We start from the raw sequence: 21,178 nt of genomic DNA, 5'->3' as shown, positions 1-21,178 counted from the left end.
CTCCACGTTGAAGGATGTCCGCGCGGGGTAGCAGGTCAGAGGAGTAGAAGGTCGTTGCTGGCTATCCGAATGAAACATTCGTGAATCAAATAAGTGCACGATGCAATACGTGCTCACCAACAGGGTCGCCAGCGGCACCCAGGTCGGCAAGGCCTCGCATACCCCATTGATTCACAAAGAGCGGATCATCGGCGACCGGGAGATCAACGGTACCGAACCACCCTATGCCTGGCAGATTGGAGGTGGCAGCAAGCAGACCGCCTGAAAATCTGATATCCCCTTTAAGAAGGCCAGCACTCGCGCTGGCCTTCGTCTATTGCGCACCACAGTAAACCGACTGTCGGTCCAGCAACAGAACTTCATCAACACTGTCACTCGACAGACACTTCAGCTTAAGCATGTGGATTTAATTTCTTTTAAAAACAGTAAGTTGGCACCTGGCACAAAGCCTGCACCCAGGCCTTGTGCTGCCCTGTATACCGGATGTACGAACGTGGTGGAGCAACAATCCCAGGTTTCGTTAGAGTGAGCCTGCAAATGGCTTGGAACTGTAAGTGTGGCCACTGACCGAAAACTGCCCCGGTAAAGGCGGTTTTGTCGACTGAAAAACTGAGCCAGGTGCTCAACGGGTTCTGCTCACTTTTCGAGCAGGAGAACACAGGGCAATCAGCATGGAAATGCTGGGAAACATCAGCAAAAAATGGACAATACCCACTCGGAGCCGGGTATCGGTTTAATCGAAGGGCTGTTGACAGAAAATCCGGGACACTTAAAGGAGATCGATAACAATCATGAAAGACGCAACCATCGCGCTGCACCACGGCTTCAAGTCGGACCCGACCACCAAGGCCGTCGCCGTGCCGATCTATCAGAACGTCGCCTTCGAATTCGATAACGCCCAGCACGGCGCCGACCTGTTCAACCTGGACGTGCCCGGCAATATCTACACGCGGATCATGAACCCCACCAACGATGTGCTGGAGCAACGCATTGCCGCCCTCGAAGGTGGTATCGCGGCCCTGGCCGTCTCGGCTGGCAGTGCCGCAATTCACTATGCGATCCAGACCCTGACCCGCGCCGGTGACAATATCGTCACCACCCCGCAACTCTATGGTGGTACGTATACCCTGTTCGCTCACCTTCTGCCGAGCTTCGGCGTGGATGTTCGTTTTGCCCGAAACGATTCCGCCGAGGCCATCGCAGAACTGATCGATGACAACACCAAGTTGGTGTACTGCGAAAGCATCGGCAACCCGGCGGGCAATATCATCGACCTGGAAGCACTCGCCGATGTCGCTCACGCCCGTGGTGTGCCACTGATGGTTGACAACACCGTGGCTACGCCGATTCTGTGCAAGCCGATCCAGTTCGGTGCCGACATTGTCGTGCACTCGGTGACCAAATATGTCGGCGGCCACGGCAATTCCCTGGGGGGTGTGATCGTCGACAGCGGCACCTTCCCCTGGAGCCAATACCCGGAGAAATTTCCCGGTCTCAACCAACCCGAACCGGCGTATCACGGCGTGGTGTACACCGAGAAATTCGGCCCCGCCGCCTTCATCGCGCGCGCCCGCACTGTGCCACTGCGCAACACTGGAGCGGCGCTGGCACCGATGAACGCGTTCCTGCTACTGCAAGGCCTGGAAACCCTGGCACTGCGCATGGAACGACACACCGAAAACGCCATGAAGGTTGCGCAATTCCTGCAAGGTCACGCTGAGGTTGAATGGGTCAGTTACGCCGGCCTGCCGGACCATCCACACCACGCACTGGCGCAGAAATACATGCAGGGAAAACCATCGGCGATCCTGTCGTTTGGCTTGAAGGGCGGCTATGAAGCCGGTGTCCGTTTCTACGACGCTCTGCACATTTTCAAACGCCTGGTGAACATCGGTGACGCGAAGTCTCTGGCCTGCCACCCGGCCTCTACTACCCATCGGCAGATGAACGAACAGGAACAAGCGAAGGCCGGGGTTAAGCCAGAAATGATTCGTCTTTCGGTAGGCATTGAGGCGATTGAAGACCTGATAGACGATTTGCAGCAAGCGCTGGATTCAACTCATCTCTAAGGGCAAGTAGCCTGCATGCTGCAGGGATGTCGGCTTGGATTTGCCCATACAAAAAGGATGATGGACTCACCCTGGAGAACTGGGTGCCTTGATGCATGTCAGAAAACTCCACGCCACTGGGGGCGTGGAGTTGGAGGGTAACAAGACTTCATTACCTGGCGTTTTTCATCTGCGCTTCTGGCATCGCCGAGGAAGGGTGATTGATACTCCTCCACTGACCGCGGACCTGCAATCGACTATAAAAAGTCGCCTCTCCTTGAACTGATTAATACAACCCCTAACAAACCAAACATTACTAACCCGTAGTTTTTTCAATCATTTCAGGCGACACCACAGACGTCTTATATTTCATCTTAATAGGGTTTCGTCTTATTAATTTCAATAATTAATGCAGTACCGTTACATCTTCTGAAGACCGGTGCATTCCTTGATGTTATTTTTTATTGAGCACCGAAGACAGCCTGTAATCCCGAATCGATACTAGGCTCCATCAACCAAGGCAATCTCGCCTCGGGACTTTGGAGATCGATATGGCTACTCAAAACCTCAGCGGCAAAGTGGCATTGATTCAAGGCGGTTCCCGTGGCATTGGCGCAGCCATCCTCAAACGACTGGCCGCTGAAGGCGCGACCGTCGCCTTTACCTATGTCAGCTCCACGGCCAAGGCCGAAGCGTTGCAGAACAGCATCATCGCTGACGGCGGCAAAGCCCTGGCCATCAAGGCTGACAGCGCCGACGCCGATGCCATTCGTGGCGCCGTGACCGCCACTATAGACGCCTTCGGACAGTTGGATATCCTGGTCAACAACGCTGGCGTGCTGGCTGTTGCGCCATTGGAGGATTTCAAACTCGAAGACTTCGACCAGACCCTGGCCATCAACGTGCGCAGCGTGTTCATCGCCACCCAGGCCGCCGCCCGACACATGACCGCTGGCGGTCGGATCATCAACATCGGCAGTACCAATGCCGATCGCATGCCCTTTGCCGGTGGGGGCCCATACGCCATGAGCAAGTCGGCACTGGTCGGCCTGACCAAGGGCCTGGCCCGCGATCTTGGCCCGAAAGGCATCACCATCAACAACGTGCAACCGGGGCCGGTCGACACGGACATGAACCCGGCCGACAGTGACTTCGCCGACAGCCTGATTCCATTGATGGCCGTCGGCCGTTATGGCAAAGCCGAAGAGATTGCCAGTTTCGTCGCCTACCTCGCCGGCCCCGAGGCGGGCTACATCACCGGTGCGAGCCTGACCATCGATGGTGGCTTCGGCGCCTGATGCGTTAGACCTTAATCAAATGTGGGAGCTTGCTCCCACATTGTCCGTTGTCAGGCCCACTCGAGCGCCGGCAACCCACAAGCACTTGGCTTGAACGCTTTCAACGTACGAAGAATGCCATCGGCGTGTGCGTATTTTTCGTCAGCCATTGCCGCGTCGGGAATGGCAATCGCCGTCATCCCCGCCGCTTTCGCCGCCGTGACACCGAAGGGTGAATCTTCGAACACCAGGCAGTCTTGCGGGGCGACACCCAGGCGTCGGGCTGCGGTGAGAAAGATATCCGGCGCCGGTTTGGCTGCGCCGACTTCCGGGTCATCGGCCGTGACGATAATGTCGAACAGCGCGAACCAGTCGCGGTGCAAGGTGGTTTTCTGGCCAAACGACTGGCTCGAAGAGCTGGTGCCCACCGCAATGGGGATGTTGTTGGCTTTCAGATGCCGCACCAGTTCCTGTGCGCCAGGCATGGCTTGAGCAGTAGGAAAACGCTCGCGCATGAGGGGTTCGCGGATCACCAGAAACTCTTCGGCACTGATGGGCAGATCCAGCGCCTCGACCACATAGCGCGCCAGATCACCCGCGCCACGACCGATGATGTTTTGCTTGATGCGCCAGTCGAACGTCCGCCCATAGCGCCCGGCAATGATCGACGTGACCTCGGTGTAGATGCCCTCGGTGTCCAGCAACAAGCCGTCCATATCGAATATCACAGCCTTGATCGGGCCGAACTCATCCAGCGCTGCACTCATCGCATCTGATCCGTTTTCAACGACATCCCAGGCGGCCGGTTGCGACCGCCTCGGTGACTGATTAAAGGTTTCAGCAGCATAGCGAGCGCAGCTGGCTCAGGGCAACGGGCAAAACTCGAAGGGCGGCTGTCGTTCGCGTTCGCACCCGTGCCGTGGAGATCGTCGGCGGGAGGATCGACCGCCACTCAACTCGGCTCGCCGCAAGCTCTTGGAGATGTATGACGTTCGAGACGACCTTCAGTCAAACATTCCTGCACCCTGCTGACAGGAACGAAAAACCCGGCGCCTGGCCGGGTTCCGGAGGGAGTGCGATGTCCCATCAGTGATGTTTGTTTCTGTGTTTATTCTTGTGTTTATGACCCCCACCGGAATGGGAACTGCCGTTGTCGCTCCCCAGATTGTTGCCGACCGCACCACCCGCTGCCCCGCCCAGGCCTGCGCCGATGGTCGATCCGGTGGAGCCGCCGAGGCTGTTACCGATCACCGAGCCACCCGCTGAGCCCAGCCCACCGCCAATCGCGGCTTCTGTGCGACTGCCCTTGGGCGCGCCGACCGCGCTGCCTGCCGCACCACCTACACCGGCACCGATCGCGGCACCCGTGCTGCCACCCATTTGCCCACCGACCACGTTCCCCAGCGCACCACCCAACCCGCCGCCGACCGCCGCCGTACCGTCACCGGCCGCCATCGCCAGTGGTGTGAGCAACAGGCCTAAAACCAGCGCTGGCAACCTCAAACGGCCGGACATCTTCACTTCCTTGCCTTCAGTCATAGCTGTCATGGTGAAACTCGCATTCAATGGGCTTAACACTTGGAGGCAACGTAGAGAAAATCGTTCATAAACGAAAAAGCCCGGCATCGAGCCGGGCTTTTTCAGTCAGCCGATCAGGATCAGTGACGCTTGTGACCCTTGGCCAGGTTGCTGCCGACGCCGCCGCCCAATGCACCACCCAGGCCTGCACCGATAGTCGAACCGGTCTTGCCGCCCAGGCTGTTGCCGATCACCGAACCACCGGCCGCGCCAACACCACCGCCAATGGCGGCGCTGGTGCGATGGCCTTTCTTGGCCGCAACGGCACTGCCCGCCGCGCCCGCTACGCCAGCACCGATCGCTGCGCCGGTGCTGCCACCCATGCTCTGGCCCACGACGTTACCCAACGCACCGCCCAAACCACCACCAACGGCAGCCGTGCCGTCGCCAGCCATTGCACCTTGAGCAACCAGAAGACCCAGAACCAAAGCAGGCAGAGTGAAACGCATGACAAAAACCTCAAAAAAGGGTGTAAATCGAAAGGGGCGAGATTGAATGCTTTAGCGACGAAAAAGTCCAGACAGGCGTGCGCTCAACCTCGTTATTGGCGACGGTTGGACAGCATTTATCGAAAAGGTTTTATGCCAGGCAAAAAAAAGCCCGCTGGGGAACGGGCAGGGTGTTGCTTTCTAACGGATGAGTTGAGCCTACGTAAGGCGATGTGAAAACTTTGTGAAAGATAATTCGCAGAAACAAACAGTTAAACAATCCGCCAGACATAAAAAACCCCGCTCGATGACGTAATGCTGTTCACTTAAGCATTTGAGTCCAAACCGGGCTTCATCGAAAATCCGATGCCAGACCTCTGGCATCGGATTTTTTATGTCTGTTCAACAGGACCTGCTCGACCTCGGCGACCTTTTCAACTTCTGCGACCTGAGCACTTTTACTCAAAACATTCCCCTTGAATGGGTAGCGTCTGCACTGGATTTGTCGAGTCAGGCGACCATTCGCCGGCGTCGTCTGCCCGCTGATCAAGTGCTTTGGTTGGTCTTGGGGATGGCGCTATTTCGAGATGAGCCCGTTCACGAAGTGGCCAGACGCCTGAATATCTGCGCCCAAGGTCTGGCTTCTGACCACTTGTTGGCCCGCAGCGGTGTGACCGAGGCGCGAAAGCGGCTCGGTGCCGATCCTGTTGAGTGGCTGTTTCGCAAGACCGGTACTCAATGGGGGGCAGAGCGCTACGACGATGATGCCTGGCACGACCTGCAGGTATTCGCGGTGGACGGTGCACTTTTACGCACCCCGGATACGCCCGAGCTTCGGGACCACTTCGGGTCGGGAAATACTCCGAGTGAGCGCCAGACACCGTTTCCCATGCTGCGTCTGGTGGCGCTGATGAATGTGCGTTCGCATGTGATCCTGGATGCGCAATTGAGCCCTTACCGACGCAGTGAAATGCGCTTGGCCGACGAGTTTTTGCAGCAGATTCCCGACCACTCGGTGACGCTGTTCGACAAAGGGTTCTGGGGCGCCGAGCTGCTGTCGAGTCTGAGCAGCGCGGGTAGCAACCGTCACTGGTTGATCCCGGCAAAAAAAGGACTGGTCTGCGAAGAAGTGACCCGCTACAGCCAGCATGATCGTTTGGTGCGCATGAAAGTCTCGCCGCAGGCCAGAAAGCGAAATCCGGCCCTTCCATCGCACTGGGAGGTACGTGAAGTCAGCTATGAAATTCAAGGCAAGGTGAAGACCGTCATGACGTCCTTGCCGGTTGACACCTACAACGCCAAAGCCGTGGCCAAGCTTTATCAGGAACGCTGGGAGATCGAGCTGGGCTTCAGAGACATCAAGAGTTCGATGCAACAGAACGCCATGACCTTGCGCAGCAAAAAAGTCGAGCTGATTTATCAGGAGGTGTGGGGACTTTTGCTGGCTTACAACGTAATTCGTCGGGAAGCCAGTCAGGCAGCGGTGGCGTTTGGCCGAGCGCCCTCGGACATCCGTTTCAAACCGGCTTGTCAGTACATCGCGGTGCAATTGATTGTGATGGCAGCGGCCAACCCGATTTCAGCCACAGGGAGACGCTTGGCAGAGTTAAGGGCAGGTATTGGAGGATTGTTTCTGGATCACCGTCCAAGGCCTTCGAGGCCAAGGACGGTGAAGATCTCAAAAACCCGATTTCCAGTAGACCGTAAGGCTGCTCCACTTAAGTGAACAGCATTACGCTCGATGACGGGGTCTGCTGGCGGTTCATTACTTCCTGACCGGTGCCGCTACCCTGGGTAAAAATTTGGCTTTCAACAGTCGGCGCGCCCTGGATTTGATCTTGTCGACCTCGGTCTGATCTTCACCGAAACTCGCAACATAGACCGTCTGTCCACACTGCACGCAATTGTTGATCGGAAACTCTGCCCCGTCGTCTTCAATGTACGGATCAGCCATCTCTTCACCCCCTATCAAATGCGTGATCAATACCGGCAAGCCCTTTGCCTGAAAAATACCGATCACGAAGCCTTTGAGACTAGCCGGTCATTACTGGACTTGTTATTCAGCTTGCCGAGTGCCCGACGAATGGCCCACGCATCACCTGAGCTTCACCGCCGTACCGGTGACAAACACCACGACCATTGCTCCCTTCCCGGCCGGCATGGCGATCTCATCATTGAGCCCCACCACCGCATCAGCTTGAAGCGCAAGGGCGCGCTCCTTGATTTCGTCAGTGGCCTGGATTCGTGCTTCCTGCAGCGCACGCGCCAATGTCTGGGAGCGACCACCGAAGAAGTCGCGCATTCCGGAGAAGATCCAGTTAAGCGAACATCAGTGATTGGCGCCTTTGGTGGTTACTACGGTGTCGGCCACCGGAATGACCCGCGCCTCGCGACGCGGCAAACGGCCATTGAGTAAGACGTAGGCCGCCAGACCGATCAGCAACCCCCAGAACGCCCCACCGATCCCCAGCAAGGTGATGTTCGCCGCGGATGCCAGAAAAGTGATCAGCGAGGCTTCCCGGGATTTGACCTCCGCCATGGCGCTGGCCAGGCTGGCGCCGATAGTGCCAAGCAGGGCCAGCCCGGCCAGCGTCGTAATGAAGGTGGCCGGGAGTGCCATGAACACGGCGGCGAGGGTCACCCCGAAAATCCCGACGAGAATGTAGAACACACCCGCGGCAACCCCGGCGATCCAGCGCCTGGACGGATCCTCCGAGGCCTCCTTGCCGGTGCAAATGGCCGCAGTGATGGCCGCAACGTTGAACGCGTGAGAACCGAAGGGCGCCATCAGCAATGAGCCCAACCCTGTGACCGTCAGGATAGGATTGGCGCTGGTGCTGAAGCCATCGTTGCGCAGCACCAGCATGCCCGGCATGTACTGGCCGGTGAGTGTGATCAGAAACAGCGGCAGCGCCACGCTGAGCAACGCATTGAGCGAGAACTCAGGCCGGGTGAATACCGGTGCCGCGAATTGCAGTTCCAGCCCAGAAAGATCCACACGCCCCTGCGTCAGGAGAAACGCCAGCCCCAGCAGCAGAATGCCCACCACTGCGTAGCGTGCGGTAAATCGCTTGAGCACAACGTAAGCGGCAATCAGTAACGCGACCAACGCGGGGTCAATACTCATGCCACCAAACGCGCCGATACCGAACTGCAGCAGGATACCGGCCAGCAGCCCCGCAGCCACGCCCGGCGGAATCAGGCGGATGATTTTTTCGAAACAGCCGGACAAACCCAGCAGAACGAAGGCGGCGGCCGAAATGATGTATGCACCCACAGCCTCGGCGTAGGGTGTGGTGGACAGTGCGACGACCAGAAAGGCCGCGGCGGGTGTCGACCAGGCGGTAATGATCGGCTCACGGCTTGCCCAACTGAGAAACAGCCCGGTAATACCCACGCCAATCGACACCGACCACACCCACGACGCCGTCAGCTCGGGGCTGAGCCCGGCGACCTTGGCGGCCTGAAAGACCAGGATGAACGTGCCGCCATAATTGACGATGACTGAAATCAGGCCGGCGACAATCGGATGCACAAGGTCGCGTAGACGCAGGGTGGACGAGGATGGTGAAGAAGACATGATGGCTTTGCTCCTTGCGAAACGAAGTATTCGGCCTCGAGTGAGGATGATGTACGGCAACGCCGTCGGCCCTGCGTCGTAGTCGTGTGACCGGCTGAGTCACCGCCGTTCAAAATCGCCCGCAACGTGCGTGCTTGCCTCGCACAAAGGCCGTGGCGAGGGGTGAATTCTACGGATAGACTGGCCTGCCTTTGCAGGCCAATTTATTGAAGTAAGGCAGACCGCATGGCGAAAACGTTCGAACTGGAAACGCTGAAAATACGCCTCAACGACGCTGAGTTTCAGTTACTGGATCTGCACCAGCGGATTCAGCGCGCGCTGCGTGAGCTGATCCTCGACGGCGCCCTTGACCCTGGTTTGAAGCTGCCCGCGACGCGGGTGTTGGCCAAGTCACTCGGGATTGCCCGCGACACCGTGGAGAACGCCTACGTGCAACTGCACCGGGACGGTTTTATCGTGCGGCGCGAGGGGGCCGGCAGTTATGTCAGCGAAACGGTGGGCACTGAATTGCGAGGCGTGACACGTCGCCGCATCAAGGCCCAGGAAGTCAAAAGCAGCCAGGCGGCACCGGGGGCGGGCTTGAGCCAGCGCGGGCGGATGATCCTCGACAGTGGCGGTGTGAATGATCAGCAGGTGATCAAGGCATTTGCGACCGGCCTGCCGGAAACCCGCACCTTCCCCACCGATGTCTGGGAGCGCCTGCAACGCCGGGTCATGAAGGAGTATCGCGCCAATGTGCTGTTGCATGGCGACCCGCAAGGCGCCGAGCCGCTGCGCAAGGCGATTGCCACCTACTTGAACCTTGAGCGCGGAGCCAAATGCACCCCCGACCAGATCATGGTGCTGAGCAGCACTCGCCAGGCCCTTTTTCTGTGTGCGCAGTTGTTGGTGGATGCCGGCAAACCGATCCTGCTGGAAAACCCGGGTTACTACGGCGCCAGGAAGGCCTTTGAAACCGCCGAGACCAGGGTTCTGCCCATTGATGTCGATGAACTGGGCATACGCACCGACCTGCTGAACGCCGACCGAAGCGGCGCCAATTGCGTCTATGTCACGCCGTCTCATCAATACCCCACCGGCGCGACCCTGCCGCTGGAGCGTCGTCTTGAGTTGATCAACTGGGCGGCGCAGCAGGGCAAATGGGTCATCGAAGATGACTACGACAGCGAGTTTCACTACGACGGGCAGCCGACCGCCTGCGTACAAGGCCTGGACAAGTACCAGCGTACGCTCTACATCGGCACCTTCAGCAAGACCCTCTACCCTGGGTTGCGAATGGGCTACATGGTACTGCCCCATGAGTTGATCAAAGCCTTCACCTATGCGCGCAGCATGATGGACGGTCACACACCGCAAATCCTGCAACTGACCCTGGCGCGCTTTATGGAAGACGGCCATTACAACGCCCATATCCGGGCCATGCGCAAGCTGTATGCCGGGCGCCGCACCAGCATGCTCGACGCGATCGGCAAGCATTTGGACGGCATCGTTACCGCCTTGCGCCCTCCCGGCGGACTGCAAATCCCCTGCCTGCTGCGCGATGGCTGGTCTGAGGAAAAAACCATCCGCCAAGCGGCCAGCGCGGGCATACAGCTTTCCGGCCTGAGCCGTTTGTACGCCGGCGAGAAGAAGAAACAAGGCTGGCTATTGGGTTACTCGTCCTTGACCGCTTATGAAATCGAAGCGGCCATGCAGCGCCTGGCCCATGCACTGAAAACCCGCTAGGGCAACGTCTGGCATTGGAATACCGCGCATCGACATCGCGGCAACCGGCGCAGTAGCGGCGCCACGCGCTCTGGCGATGTTTGAAGTGGTCTGGTTACCTCGCCGACAATGGACTATTACGCAAGACCATGACGTGCTTAATATCAGCGCCGAGCCAACCCGGTCCCGTAGTGTTTCGACCGCCAGCAGGCGCAGAACCAACCGGTTTGGCAGACCACTTCTTGCCAGAGCGTTAATGCTCATAGAACAGGTTTAGCCATGTCGATCGTTCATGTCGGATTGCTTCCTCAGGTTGCAACGGCGCACTTTGTCAGTCATTTGCACATCATGGTGTTGGCGGCCCTGTTCCCCCTGCTGCCGGTTTTTTTTGGCGTGGGTTATGTCGAGCTGGGCCTGGCCCTGAGCATCTTCAATATCGTCACGGCACTGGTGCAGGCCCCTATGGGCTTTGTCGTTGATCATTACGGGGCTAGGCGTTTGCTGATCGCCGGGGTTGCCCTGGGCAGCATCAGCTTCCTGCTGATCGCACTGTTCCCCAGCTACGGCTGTTTGCTGATTGCCATGGCATTGGCCGGGATTGCCAACGCCGTCTACCACCCGGCCAACTACGCGTTGCTCTCTCAAGAAATCAATCCCGCCCACATCGGCAAAGCGTTCTCTGTCCATACCTTTGCCGGGTTTCTGGGCGCGGCCATTGCACCGGTGTTTTTGTTGGGGATTGCCACTGCGAGCAGCCCGGGGCTCGCATTCGTTGGCGCTGCGCTGGTGGGTTTTATCGCGCTGGGGCTGTTGTTGATACCCGGCTCGGGGCTGGCACGGGTGACTCGGACTCACCACGCACACGAACCTGCACTCAAAATCGCCAGCACCCGAAGGCTGTCACTGCTCTCGCCAATGATCCTGAGCCTGACCTTGCTGTTCGTATTGTTGAACTTGAGCACCAGTGCGATTGAAAAGTTTTCTGTCGCCGCCCTCATGCAAGGACAGGGCGCAACGTTGCCCTGGGCCAACTCGGCGCTGACGGCGTTCCTGTTTGCCAGCGCCTTTGGCGTGCTCGCCGGCGGTGCGCTGGCCGATCGTACCCAACGTCATGGGGTGGTTGCCGCGACTGCCTTTGCACTGGCCGCCGTGTTGACGGCCATCGTCGCCACGACCCGATTGAGCGAACTGGCATTGATCATCGCTCTTGGCGCCGTGGGGTTTCTGACGGGGTTGATCGCACCCTCGCGCGATATGCTCGTGCGGGCGGCATCGCCCAAGGGCGCAGAAGGCAAAACCTTCGGCATCGTCTCCACCGGTTTCAACATCGGTGGCGCAATCGGGCCCATCGGCTTCGGCTGGATGCTGGACCAAGGGCACCCAACGGCCATCTTCTGGGCCAGCGTGACATTCATGAGCCTGACCGTCGTGCTGACCCTGATGCAGGAGTGGTACCTGGCAAGAACCAGAACATCGACGCCCCTGCCTGAGGCCTTTAAATGACTTGGGATAAGGCTTCTGCGGCATCGTCGAACGGGACAACAAGACGATTCACAAGTACAAGTTGCACTTCGTTTTCCTGAACACCAGGAGCGGCTCGCCCCCTGTCAGCGGCTTTGACAACAGCCCGTGTTCCCGTATGAGCCTTTTTTCAGACGCCAAAAACCACAAACCCCCGACTTTCTCCAGGAAAATCAGGGGTTTGTGTTTACTGAATGTGGCGGTGAAGGAGAGATTCGAACTCTCGATACAGTTTCCTGTATACACACTTTCCAGGCGTGCTCCTTAAGCCACTCGGACACTTCACCGTATCTCTTCAAACATGTTCTGTCTGTCGAGGCGCGCTAATGTAGTCGAAAGCTTTTCTGTTGGCAAACATTTTTTTGAGAATTTTCATGCGCTTAACTCGATCAAGGGTTTTGAACCGATGAAGGCAATGGCAAACCGGCCATTCTCCGGCTCCGACCGCCCTTCTATATAGAGGGCAACGCTTGGCTGGCGTAGCGGAGCACGCTTGCCGGGCGCGCGAAGCGTGACTGGCGGGTCAGTCACGGCGCTTTACCTGGCCTGTGACGGTGGGTAACGTCTGCCCAACTTTAATAAAAGGAATAGCGTCATGAGTGAGTTGATTTCCTACCATCTCGAAGACGGTATCGCGACCCTGACCTTGAGCAATGGCAAGGTGAATGCCATCTCTCCGGACGTGATTGCTGCGTTTAACGCTGCGCTGGATCAGGCAGTGTCTGATCGTGCGGTGGTGATCATTACCGGTACGCCCGGGATTCTCTCGGGCGGCTACGATCTGAAGGTGATGACGTCCGGCCCCAAGGAAGCGGTCGCGCTGGTGACTGCCGGCTCGACACTGGCCCGTCGTCTGTTGTCCCACCCCTTCCCGGTGATCGTGGCGTGCCCCGGCCATGCGGTGGCCAAGGGTGCCTTCCTGCTGTTGTCGGCGGACTACCGCATTGGTACAGACGGCCCGTTCAGCATCGGCCTCAACGAAGTGCAGATCGGCATGACCATGCATCACGCGGGTATCGAGATCGCTCGTGATCGCTTGAGCAAATCGGCATTCCCGCGTTCGGTCATCAACGGTGAGATGTTCAACCCGAAGAGCGCCGTGGATGCCGGCTTCCTTGACGTCGTGGTGTCGGCCGAGGAACTGCAAGGCGCGGCGCTGGCTGCGGCTCGTCAGTTGAAGAAGATCAACATGACCGCGCACAAGAACACCAAACTGAAAGTGCGCAAAGAGTTTTTGGAAGCCCTGGATAACGCGATCATCCTGGATCAGGAACATCTGGGCTAATCCGGGCCGGCAATAACGAAAAGCCCGACCGTCGTGTCGGGCTTTTTGCTAGGCAGTCTGTTGAAAGTCCACAACTGCTCTAGCACGGGTCTGACCCCTCAGTCGGAAACATGCACTTAAACATCCGCTATCTCCTACCTATATAACGGCAATTGCCGAAAACAGTGCACATCCGTACACTGCGCCACCTTTTGTCCCGATGGGCCTGCAAATGCTGTTTGCTTTACGTATGTCATTGATGGGCCTGCACTTTATTCTGGCAGGCGTGCTGGGCGTCCTGCTGGGCCTGAGTCGCCCGTTCAACCCTGACAACAGCCGTTTGTGCGCGCGCCTTTATGCGTGGCCGGCGATGCGTATTTTGCGCCTGCGGGTAAAAGCCGATGTCGGACCCTTGATGGACAAACCCGACAGTTGCGTGATCATCGCCAACCACCAGTCCAACTATGATCTGTTTGTGTTTGGCAACGTGGTGCCCCGCCGTACCGTGTGCATCGGCAAAAAGAGCCTGAAATGGGTGCCTTTGTTTGGCCAATTGTTCTGGCTGGCCGGCAATGTGTTGATCGATCGCGGCAATGCGCATAAGGCACGCCAGTCGATGCTGACCACCACCCACACCCTGCAAAACGAAGACACCTCGATTTGGGTCTTCCCGGAAGGCACACGCAATCTGGGCGAGGAGCTGTTGCCGTTCAAGAAAGGCGCCTTCCAAATGGCGATCGCTGCCGGGGTGCCGATCGTGCCGGTGTGTGTCAGCAGTTACGTCAAGCACATGCGATTGAACCGCTGGCGCAGTGGGAAAATTCTGATTCGCTCGCTACCGGCGATTCCTACGGCAGGCTTGAGCCTGGATGACATGCCGATGCTAATTGCCCAGTGCCGTGAGCAGATGCGCGAATGCATCGACTCGATGGACCGGCAACTGCAAGCCGCTTGAAAGAAACCCGCCGCGTGCGGGTTTTCTTTTGCCTGCGAATTTTTGCCTGCGAACTCAATAGATTTCACTGACTCTCAAGCAGTAGTCAGGGTTAAGCTGAACACTGTCTGCCATGGCCATTTGCCAATAGATTGCTGCCAATTAGAAGTGAACCAACATCATGGGTAGAGTTGTTGCTGCTGCGGTTTACAGCGCCGGTAAGAAAGTCACCAATATCACCCTCGACGAGGGTGCGGCCTGGGCTGCCAAGCCGGGTCACTTCGTCTGGATCGGCCTTGAAGAGCCGAACGAAGAGGAACTGTACAATCTGCAACGCCAGTTCAACCTGCATGAACTGGCGATTGAAGATGCCCTGGAGAAACACAGCCGGCCGAAACTGGAAACTTTCGGCGATGCCCTGTTCATCGTCATTTATTCCCCCATCATGGAGGACGGCAAACTCAAGTTCATCGAGACCCATATCTTTGCCGGCAGGGGCTACATCATCACTGCGCGCAACGGGCACTCGGCGTCCTACGCCCATGTCCGGCAACGGTGTGAGGCGCGTCCACTGTTGCTGGAGCACGGCGAAGATTTCGTGCTCTATGCCATCCTCGACTTCGTGATTGAAAACTACCAGCCGATGGGCGAAGCCATTCATGCGCAAATCGATGAACTGGAACGCAACGTCATGTGCGGCTCACTGAATGAGCGCGACATCCAGAACCTGCACAGTCTGCGCCGGGACGTCGTGCGGCTGCGCCGTTACGCGGCGCCGATGGTGGAGATAGGCGAGGAACTGCAAAAGCTGAATTTTCCGTTCATCGACAAGAACATGCGCCCGTACTTCCGCGATGTGCAGATTCATGTCACCCGACAGATGGAAGACCTGACGACCCTGGCCGATATTGCCAGCCAGACCATTGAGGTCGGGGTGCTGCTGGAGGCATCGCGCCAGAGCGTGGTACAGCGCAAGTTCGCTGCATGGGCGGCGATTCTGGCGTTTCCAACGGCGGTGGCAGGGATTTACGGGATGAACTTCCAGAACATGCCGGAGTTGAGCTGGCACTACGGGTATTTCGCGGTGCTGGGGTTTATTTCGGTGGGGTGCGTGGGTTTGTGGGCGAGTTTCAAGAGGTCGGGCTGGCTCTGACAAACAGTGTGGCAAGGGAGCGCGCTCCCTTGCCACAGGTGTGCTGCCGCCGTCTTACACAGCCTGGTTTTCTGGCTTGTGCGCCACAAATCGCATCATCCACTCGGCCACTGTGGTGCCATGGTGTTCATGCTCCAGGCTCTGGATACCTTTCAAGAAAATCTCCTCGCCCAGCGCTTGCTGACGAATTTCCAGCAGCGCTCGCGAATAGTCGTGGATGAACTCCGGGTGGCCCTGGAAGCACAGCACTTGATCGTTGATGTGGTACGCGGCAAACGGGCAGAAATCGCTGGAGGCGATCACCGTGGCGTTTTCCGGCAATGCCGTGACCTGATCCTGGTGGCTGATCAACAACGTCAGCTCTTCTTTGAGCGGGCTCATCCACGGCGCCTTGGCCGCGAGCTTGTATTGATGGGTGCCGACGCCCCAGCCCTGGGTTGCGCGCTCGCTCTTGCCGCCCAGCAACAGGGCCAGCAACTGATGACCGAAACATACGCCCAGCAGCTTGTCGCCACGTTCGTAGCGGGTCAGCAGGTAAGTCTTGAGGGTCTGGATCCACGGGTCGGTGCCGAAGGAGTCGGCCTTGCTGCCGGTGACCAGGTAAGCATCGAACGTCAGGTCATCACTGGGGTACTCGCCCTGCATCACGTTATAAACGGTGAACTCGGCGGCGATGGGTTGCTGCGAAAACAGGTGCTTGAACATCTGCCCGTAGCCCTGATATTGGTCAACCAATTCCGGACGCAGGATGTCGGTTTCCAGAATGCAGATGCGTAACGACATAAAAAATACCTGACACGTGATGGGAATAATGCACACCCCCAGAGCCTGCCTTGAAACACAGTGGCAAGGCAAGCCCCGGAACGCGTCAATCCCCCCTTAAAATGCCTCCCCCTTGGCGGCTTTCTCCAGCAGCAGTGCCGGTGGAGCGAAGCGTTCACCATATTGTCCGGCCAGGTACTGGGCGCGGGCGACGAAGTCCTTGACTCCGTATTGGTTGATGAACTGCAGCGCACCGCCGGTCCATGCCGCAAAACCGATGCCGAAGATCGAGCCGACGTTGGCATCCGCCGTCGACGTCAGCACCCCCTCCTCCATACAGCGCACGGTTTCGATGGCCTGCACGAACAGCAGCCGATCGCGCACATCCTTCGGTGAAATCTGCCCGTCGGCCTTTTCAAAACGGGTTTTCAGCTCTGGCCACAGGTACTTCTGGCCACCGACGGGATACTCGTAGAAGCCACCCCCGGCCGCCTTGCCCGGGCGCTTGTACTCGTTGAGCAGCAGGTCAATCACGGCGAAGGCCGGGTGCTCGACCAGCGGTTTTCCTTCGGCTTGCAAGTCTTTGGCGGTTTGCTGGCGGATATGGCTCATGAGGCTGAGGGAAACCTCGTCAGAAATTGCCAGAGGTCCGATGGGCATACCGGCCTTGCGCGCTTCGGTCTCGATCAGCGGCGCGCTGACCCCTTCACCGAGCATGGCAATGCCTTCATTGGTGAACGTGCCGAACACCCGCGACGTGAAGAAGCCACGACTGTCGTTGACCACAATCGGCGTTTTCTTGATTTGCAGGACGAAGTCAAACCCGCGAGCCAGGGTTTCATCGCTGGTATTGGCCCCCTTGATGATTTCCACCAGGGCCATTTTGTCCACGGGACTGAAGAAATGCAGGCCGATGAACTTGCTCTGGTCCGGCACCGCCGTGGCCAGGCCGCTGATCGGCAGGGTCGACGTGTTGGAAGCGATCACCGCGTCCGGGCCGACGACCTTTTGCGCCGCCAGGGAGACTTTGGCCTTCAGTTCGCGGTCTTCAAACACCGCTTCAATGATCAGGTCGCAACCGGCCAGATCGGCATCGTCTTCAGTGGTCTGAATGCGCGCCAGAATGCTTTCGCGCTGCTCGGCGCTCATTTGCCCGCGTGCGACTTTCTTGTCCAGCAGCGCCGCCGAATGCGCCTTGCCCTTCTCTGCTGCCGCGAGGCTGATGTCCTTGAGCACCACGTTGATGCCGGCAGAGGCGCTGACGAAGGCAATGCCCGCGCCCATCATCCCGGCACCGAGCACGCCGACTTTCTGCGTGACGTAGGGGGCGAAGCCCTGGGGCCGCGAGCCACCGGCGTTGATTTCATTGAGCTGGAACCAGAAGGTGCCGATCAGGTTCTTCGAGACCTGGCCGGTGGTCAGCTCGGTGAAGTAACGGGTTTCGATCAGGTGCGCAGTATCGAAATCCACTTGGGCGCCTTCCACGGCGGCACAGAGAATTTTCTCCGGCGCCGGCAGGCAGCCCTGGGTTTTACTGCGCAGGATCGACGGCGCGATGGCCAGCATCTGCGCGACTTTCGGATTCGACGGCGTGCCACCGGGAATCTGATAACCCTTCACATCCCAGCGTTGTACCGCCGTCGGGTTGGCGACAATCCAGGCCCGCGCCTTGGCCATCATCTCTTCGTGATCCGTTGCCAATTCGTCGATCAAACCGGCCTGCAATGCCTGCTGCGGCCGTATTTTCTTGCCTTCGAGCAGATACGGCAGGGCTTTTTCCAGGCCGAGCATGCGCACCATTCGTACCACACCGCCCCCGCCCGGCAGCAGGCCCAGGGTCACTTCCGGCAGGCCGAGTTGTACCGACGGATGATCCAGCGCCACGCGATGATGGCAGGCCAGGCAGATTTCCCAGCCGCCGCCCAAGGCAGCGCCGTTGATCGCGGCAACCACCGGTTTGCCGAAGGTTTCCAGGGTGCGCAGTTGGCCCTTGAGGGTCAGCACCCTCTCATAAAAAGCTTTGGCCTCAGGTTTGCCGACCTTGATCAGTTCATTGAGGTCGCCGCCGGCAAAGAAGGTTTTCTTGGCCGAGGTAATGATCACTCCGGCGATGGCGTCCTTGTCGGCCACCAGCCGGGCGACGCAGTCAGCCATGGCTTCACGGTACATCGCGTTCATGGTGTTGGCGCTCTGGCCCGGCATGTCGATGGTCAGGACGACGATCTGGTCCTGGCCTTTTTCGTAACGTATGGCTTGGGTCATGTCACTTGTCCTTGAATTCGGGGTTCAGAGGCGTTCGATGATGGTGGCAATGCCCATGCCGCCGCCGACACACAGCGTCGCGAGGCCAAAGCGCAGGCGCCGGCTTTCCAGCTCATCGAGCAAGGTGCCGAGAATCGCGCAACCGGTGGCGCCCAACGGATGGCCCATGGCGATGGAACCGCCGTTGACGTTGACCTTGTCCGGGTCGACGGCCATGTCCTTGATGAACTTCAACACCACTGAGGCAAACGCTTCGTTGACCTCGAACAGATCGATGTCCTCCACCCGCAGCCCCGCCTTGGCCAGTGCCTTGCGGGTGGCCGGCGCCGGGCCGGTGAGCATGATGGTCGGGTCGGTGCTGGTGACCGCCGTGGCGACGATTCGCGCCCGTGGCTGCAAGCCCAGCGCCCGGCCCTTGGCCTCCGAGCCGATCAGCATCAACGCCGCGCCATCGACGATCCCGGAACTGTTGCCGGGGGTATGTACGTGATTGATCCGCTCCACATGGCTGTAGACCCGCAGCGCGGTGGCGTCGAAACCCATCTGCCCCATCATCTCGAAACTTGGCTTGAGCTTGCCCAGGCCCTCCAGCGTCGAGTCGGCGCGAATGAACTCATCGTGATCGAGCAGGATGATGCCGTTCTGGTCCTGCACCGGCACCAGCGATTTGTTGAACGAACCATCGGCCCGCGCCCGTGCGGCTTTTTGCTGGGAATGCAGTGCATAGGCATCGACGTCCTGACGGCTGAAGCCTTCCAGTGTCGCGATCAGATCGGCGCCCACGCCTTGCGGGGTGAAGTGGCTGTGCAGATTGGTCTGCGGGTCGAGCGCCCAGGCTCCACCGTCACTGCCCATGGGCACGCGTGACATGGACTCGACGCCACCGACCACCACCAGGTCTTCAAAACCGGAACGTATTTTCATGGCCCCGAGGTTCACCGCCTCCAGCCCCGACGCGCAAAAACGATTGATCTGCACCCCCGCCACGCTGACGTCCCAATCAGCCACCTGAGCAGCGGTCTTGGCGATATCGGCGCCTTGATCACCGACGGGTGTCACGCAGCCAAGCACCACGTCATCGACCTGACTGGTATCGAGCGCGGTCCGCTGTTGCAGCGCCGTGAACAACCCGGCCACCAGGTTCACCGGTTTGACACTGTGCAAGGCGCCATCGGCCTTGCCTTTGCCACGGGGCGTGCGTATCGCGTCGAAAATCAATGCTTGGGTCATGACGTCCTCGAACCGGGTGGTGATCTTTGAAGAGGCTTCCACCTTATTCCGAGCCACCGGGGATTCAATGACCGCAGCGCTCACCGGCGTTGACGGACGCGCTCAGACGGACGGTAGTCCGCTACAGAATCCGCGGCTTGCGGACACGCAGGTGTCTAGCAAAAGGCCGCCCAAGAAGCTGGCAATAGGCCTCATGCTTTTTTAATCGTATTTGGTGAGCGCTCCATACGAAATGGATCTAAATCAAGCGTGACGCGGGCTCTAAGGTGAGGTTATACGAAGTTGTCGTCGGGTTTTGCCGAGGCGCTCGTACTACAGGACGTGAATTGCTCTGCCGTCATGGAGATATGCAGGCAGGCATCAGGAAATAACAAAAAAGGCGGTCAAGCCATGTTCAAACAATCGAAAGTTCGTCAAGCCGGGCTCATTCTCTTCGCGACCACACTTTTGTTGATTTTGCCGAACCTGACCAAGGTGATCGGCTAGTCGTTCATAAAAATACGGTACCCGTGTTTTAGATCGCCACATTAAAAATGTGACTGGCTCGCTACCCGGGCCAGCGTGGCTGTGCCAACCTTTGCAGCACTTCCACGACATGGACGGCGATCCTTTGAAAGCGCTCACTTTATTCGGGGCCTTGCTGCTCAGCACGCCTCTGTATGCCGCACAGCTGAACCTGCAGCTGGGCGCGAACAACCGCACCTGGCAGACCGAGGAGTTGCTCAATCATCCTCAAGCCCAGACCATCACCGTTACCAATGACGTTTCCTACAAGCGTGATATGAGCTATCGCGCCGTGCCTCTGTCAGTGCTGTTGACCGGCATCAAACCGGACGACCACTTGCAAGCCGTGGCCCTGGACGGTTTTGCTGCCGAGATGGCCGCTGCGCCGCTGCTCAATACCCAAGGCGCGCGTGCCTGGCTGGCGATCGAGGATCCGGCCAAACCTTGGCCGCCACTGTCCGAAGGCAAGCCCGGCGCCGGGCCGTTCTATCTGGTCTGGACCAACCCGCAAGCGGGCAATATCAGCCCGGAGCAGTGGCCGTTCGAAGTCGCGAGCATCAAGCGCATGGCACCGGTGGCCGAACGCTTCCCTGCCCTGCTGCCCGATCCTGCGTTAAAGGCGGACGATCCGGTCAACAAGGGCTTTGCGCTGTTCCAGAAAAACTGCCTGGCCTGTCACCGCCTCAATGGTGCCGGGGATGCGCAATTCGGGCCGGATCTGAATATTCCCTACAACCCGACCGAGTACTTCGGCGCGGACTTCCTCAAGCGCTATATCCGTGATCCGCAGAGTTTGCGTCAGTGGCCGCAGGCGAAGATGCCCGGATTCTCGACCGAGGTGTTGCCGGATGAGGATCTGGGAATGCTGGTGGGGTATTTGAAGCATATGGCGGGGCGCAAGGTGAAGCCCTGACATGAACATGCCTGTGTGAG

General features: G+C 58.6%; 17 protein-coding genes, 1 tRNA gene and 2 pseudogenes. 10 read left to right on the top strand and 10 right to left on the bottom strand.

Annotated features, from left to right (window positions below; translation table 11 throughout):
* Positions 1–151: 151 nt before the first annotated feature.
* The 3 genes and pseudogenes from ACX3YD_RS08090 to ACX3YD_RS08080 form a co-directional block, all read left to right on the top strand.
* Positions 152–265, top strand: a pseudogene (locus ACX3YD_RS08090) (hypothetical protein); the annotation flags it as partial.
* 526 nt (positions 266–791) lie between these two features.
* Positions 792–2,069 carry an O-acetylhomoserine aminocarboxypropyltransferase/cysteine synthase family protein gene (locus ACX3YD_RS08085; RefSeq protein ID WP_103402606.1) on the top strand — a complete coding sequence of 426 codons (1,278 nt, stop codon included), beginning with the start codon at positions 792–794 and terminating at the stop codon, positions 2,067–2,069.
* Between the two features lie 530 nt (positions 2,070–2,599).
* The gene (locus ACX3YD_RS08080) at positions 2,600–3,346 is read left to right on the top strand and encodes a 3-oxoacyl-ACP reductase family protein (RefSeq protein ID WP_458959622.1); all 747 of its coding nucleotides are present in this window, start codon (positions 2,600–2,602) and stop codon (positions 3,344–3,346) included.
* Between the two features lie 50 nt (positions 3,347–3,396).
* Here the strand turns inward: ACX3YD_RS08080 and ACX3YD_RS08075 are convergent, their stop codons facing one another.
* The 3 genes from ACX3YD_RS08075 to ACX3YD_RS08065 form a co-directional block, all read right to left on the bottom strand.
* The gene (locus ACX3YD_RS08075; protein ID WP_458959621.1) at positions 3,397–4,092 is read right to left on the bottom strand and encodes an HAD-IA family hydrolase; all 696 of its coding nucleotides are present in this window, start codon (positions 4,090–4,092) and stop codon (positions 3,397–3,399) included.
* Positions 4,093–4,411: 319 nt separating this feature from the next.
* Positions 4,412–4,873 carry a glycine zipper domain-containing protein gene (locus ACX3YD_RS08070; protein ID WP_448647265.1) on the bottom strand — a complete coding sequence of 154 codons (462 nt, stop codon included), beginning with the start codon at positions 4,871–4,873 and terminating at the stop codon, positions 4,412–4,414.
* Positions 4,874–4,983: 110 nt separating this feature from the next.
* A complete protein-coding gene (locus ACX3YD_RS08065) occupies positions 4,984–5,352 on the bottom strand; it encodes a hypothetical protein (protein WP_047531564.1) in 369 nt (122 codons plus the stop codon).
* A 373-nt stretch (positions 5,353–5,725) separates the two neighbouring features.
* Here ACX3YD_RS08065 and ACX3YD_RS08060 point away from each other — a divergent pair, with 373 nt between their 5' ends.
* Positions 5,726–7,057, top strand: coding sequence for an IS4 family transposase (locus ACX3YD_RS08060; protein WP_458959474.1), 1,332 nt, complete (start codon positions 5,726–5,728; stop codon positions 7,055–7,057).
* Positions 7,058–7,096: 39 nt separating this feature from the next.
* Here ACX3YD_RS08060 and ACX3YD_RS08055 read toward each other — a convergent pair whose 3' ends face one another.
* The 3 genes and pseudogenes from ACX3YD_RS08055 to ACX3YD_RS08045 form a co-directional block, all read right to left on the bottom strand.
* Positions 7,097–7,285, bottom strand: a complete 189-nt coding sequence (locus tag ACX3YD_RS08055) for a hypothetical protein (protein WP_103402740.1) — start codon at positions 7,283–7,285, stop codon at positions 7,097–7,099.
* Positions 7,286–7,426: 141 nt separating this feature from the next.
* Positions 7,427–7,645: pseudogene (locus ACX3YD_RS08050) on the bottom strand (heavy metal-binding domain-containing protein); the annotation flags it as partial.
* A gap of 15 nt (positions 7,646–7,660) precedes the next feature.
* Positions 7,661–8,911 carry a benzoate/H(+) symporter BenE family transporter gene (locus tag ACX3YD_RS08045; RefSeq protein ID WP_458959620.1) on the bottom strand — a complete coding sequence of 417 codons (1,251 nt, stop codon included), beginning with the start codon at positions 8,909–8,911 and terminating at the stop codon, positions 7,661–7,663.
* A gap of 225 nt (positions 8,912–9,136) precedes the next feature.
* On the opposite strand from ACX3YD_RS08045, the gene pdxR reads away from it, so the two are divergent.
* Positions 9,137–10,636 (top strand): MocR-like pyridoxine biosynthesis transcription factor PdxR, encoded by a 1,500-nt coding sequence (gene pdxR, locus ACX3YD_RS08040; RefSeq protein ID WP_458959619.1) that lies wholly within the window; start codon positions 9,137–9,139, stop codon positions 10,634–10,636.
* Between the two features lie 264 nt (positions 10,637–10,900).
* Complete coding sequence (locus ACX3YD_RS08035; RefSeq protein ID WP_458960393.1) at positions 10,901–12,118, top strand: MFS transporter; 1,218 nt, start codon at positions 10,901–10,903, stop codon at positions 12,116–12,118.
* Between the two features lie 215 nt (positions 12,119–12,333).
* Here the strand turns inward: ACX3YD_RS08035 and ACX3YD_RS08030 are convergent.
* Positions 12,334–12,423 (bottom strand) — tRNA-Ser (locus ACX3YD_RS08030).
* 308 nt (positions 12,424–12,731) lie between these two features.
* Between ACX3YD_RS08030 and ACX3YD_RS08025 the strand changes: the two genes are divergently transcribed.
* The 3 genes from ACX3YD_RS08025 to ACX3YD_RS08015 all read left to right on the top strand — a co-directional run bounded on the left by ACX3YD_RS08025 (position 12,732) and on the right by ACX3YD_RS08015 (position 15,487).
* Positions 12,732–13,421 carry a crotonase/enoyl-CoA hydratase family protein gene (locus ACX3YD_RS08025; protein WP_090463920.1) on the top strand — a complete coding sequence of 230 codons (690 nt, stop codon included), beginning with the start codon at positions 12,732–12,734 and terminating at the stop codon, positions 13,419–13,421.
* A 211-nt stretch (positions 13,422–13,632) separates the two neighbouring features.
* Positions 13,633–14,355, top strand: a complete 723-nt coding sequence (locus ACX3YD_RS08020) for a lysophospholipid acyltransferase family protein (protein ID WP_458959618.1) — start codon at positions 13,633–13,635, stop codon at positions 14,353–14,355.
* Positions 14,356–14,515: 160 nt separating this feature from the next.
* Positions 14,516–15,487 (top strand): magnesium and cobalt transport protein CorA, encoded by a 972-nt coding sequence (locus ACX3YD_RS08015; protein ID WP_458959617.1) that lies wholly within the window; start codon positions 14,516–14,518, stop codon positions 15,485–15,487.
* A 54-nt stretch (positions 15,488–15,541) separates the two neighbouring features.
* Here the strand turns inward: ACX3YD_RS08015 and ACX3YD_RS08010 are convergent, their stop codons facing one another.
* From ACX3YD_RS08010 to ACX3YD_RS08000, 3 genes are all read right to left on the bottom strand, one after another.
* On the bottom strand, positions 15,542–16,270 hold the full coding sequence (locus ACX3YD_RS08010; RefSeq protein ID WP_458959616.1) for an amidotransferase: 729 nt from the start codon (positions 16,268–16,270) through the stop codon (positions 15,542–15,544).
* A gap of 96 nt (positions 16,271–16,366) precedes the next feature.
* Complete coding sequence (locus tag ACX3YD_RS08005) at positions 16,367–18,511, bottom strand: 3-hydroxyacyl-CoA dehydrogenase NAD-binding domain-containing protein (protein ID WP_458959615.1); 2,145 nt, start codon at positions 18,509–18,511, stop codon at positions 16,367–16,369.
* 24 nt (positions 18,512–18,535) lie between these two features.
* Entirely contained in the window at positions 18,536–19,741 is a 1,206-nt protein-coding gene (locus ACX3YD_RS08000) for an acetyl-CoA C-acetyltransferase (protein ID WP_458959614.1), read from the bottom strand.
* Positions 19,742–20,336: 595 nt separating this feature from the next.
* Between ACX3YD_RS08000 and ACX3YD_RS07995 the strand changes: the two genes are divergently transcribed.
* Positions 20,337–21,158, top strand: coding sequence for a c-type cytochrome (locus tag ACX3YD_RS07995; RefSeq protein ID WP_047531597.1), 822 nt, complete (start codon positions 20,337–20,339; stop codon positions 21,156–21,158).
* The last annotated feature ends 20 nt before the right edge of the window (positions 21,159–21,178 follow it).

The organism is Pseudomonas fluorescens group sp. PF-1, assembly GCF_054481335.1.
Note: the sequence above shows the minus strand (reverse complement) of the source record. Positions and strands in the feature narration are given on the sequence as shown.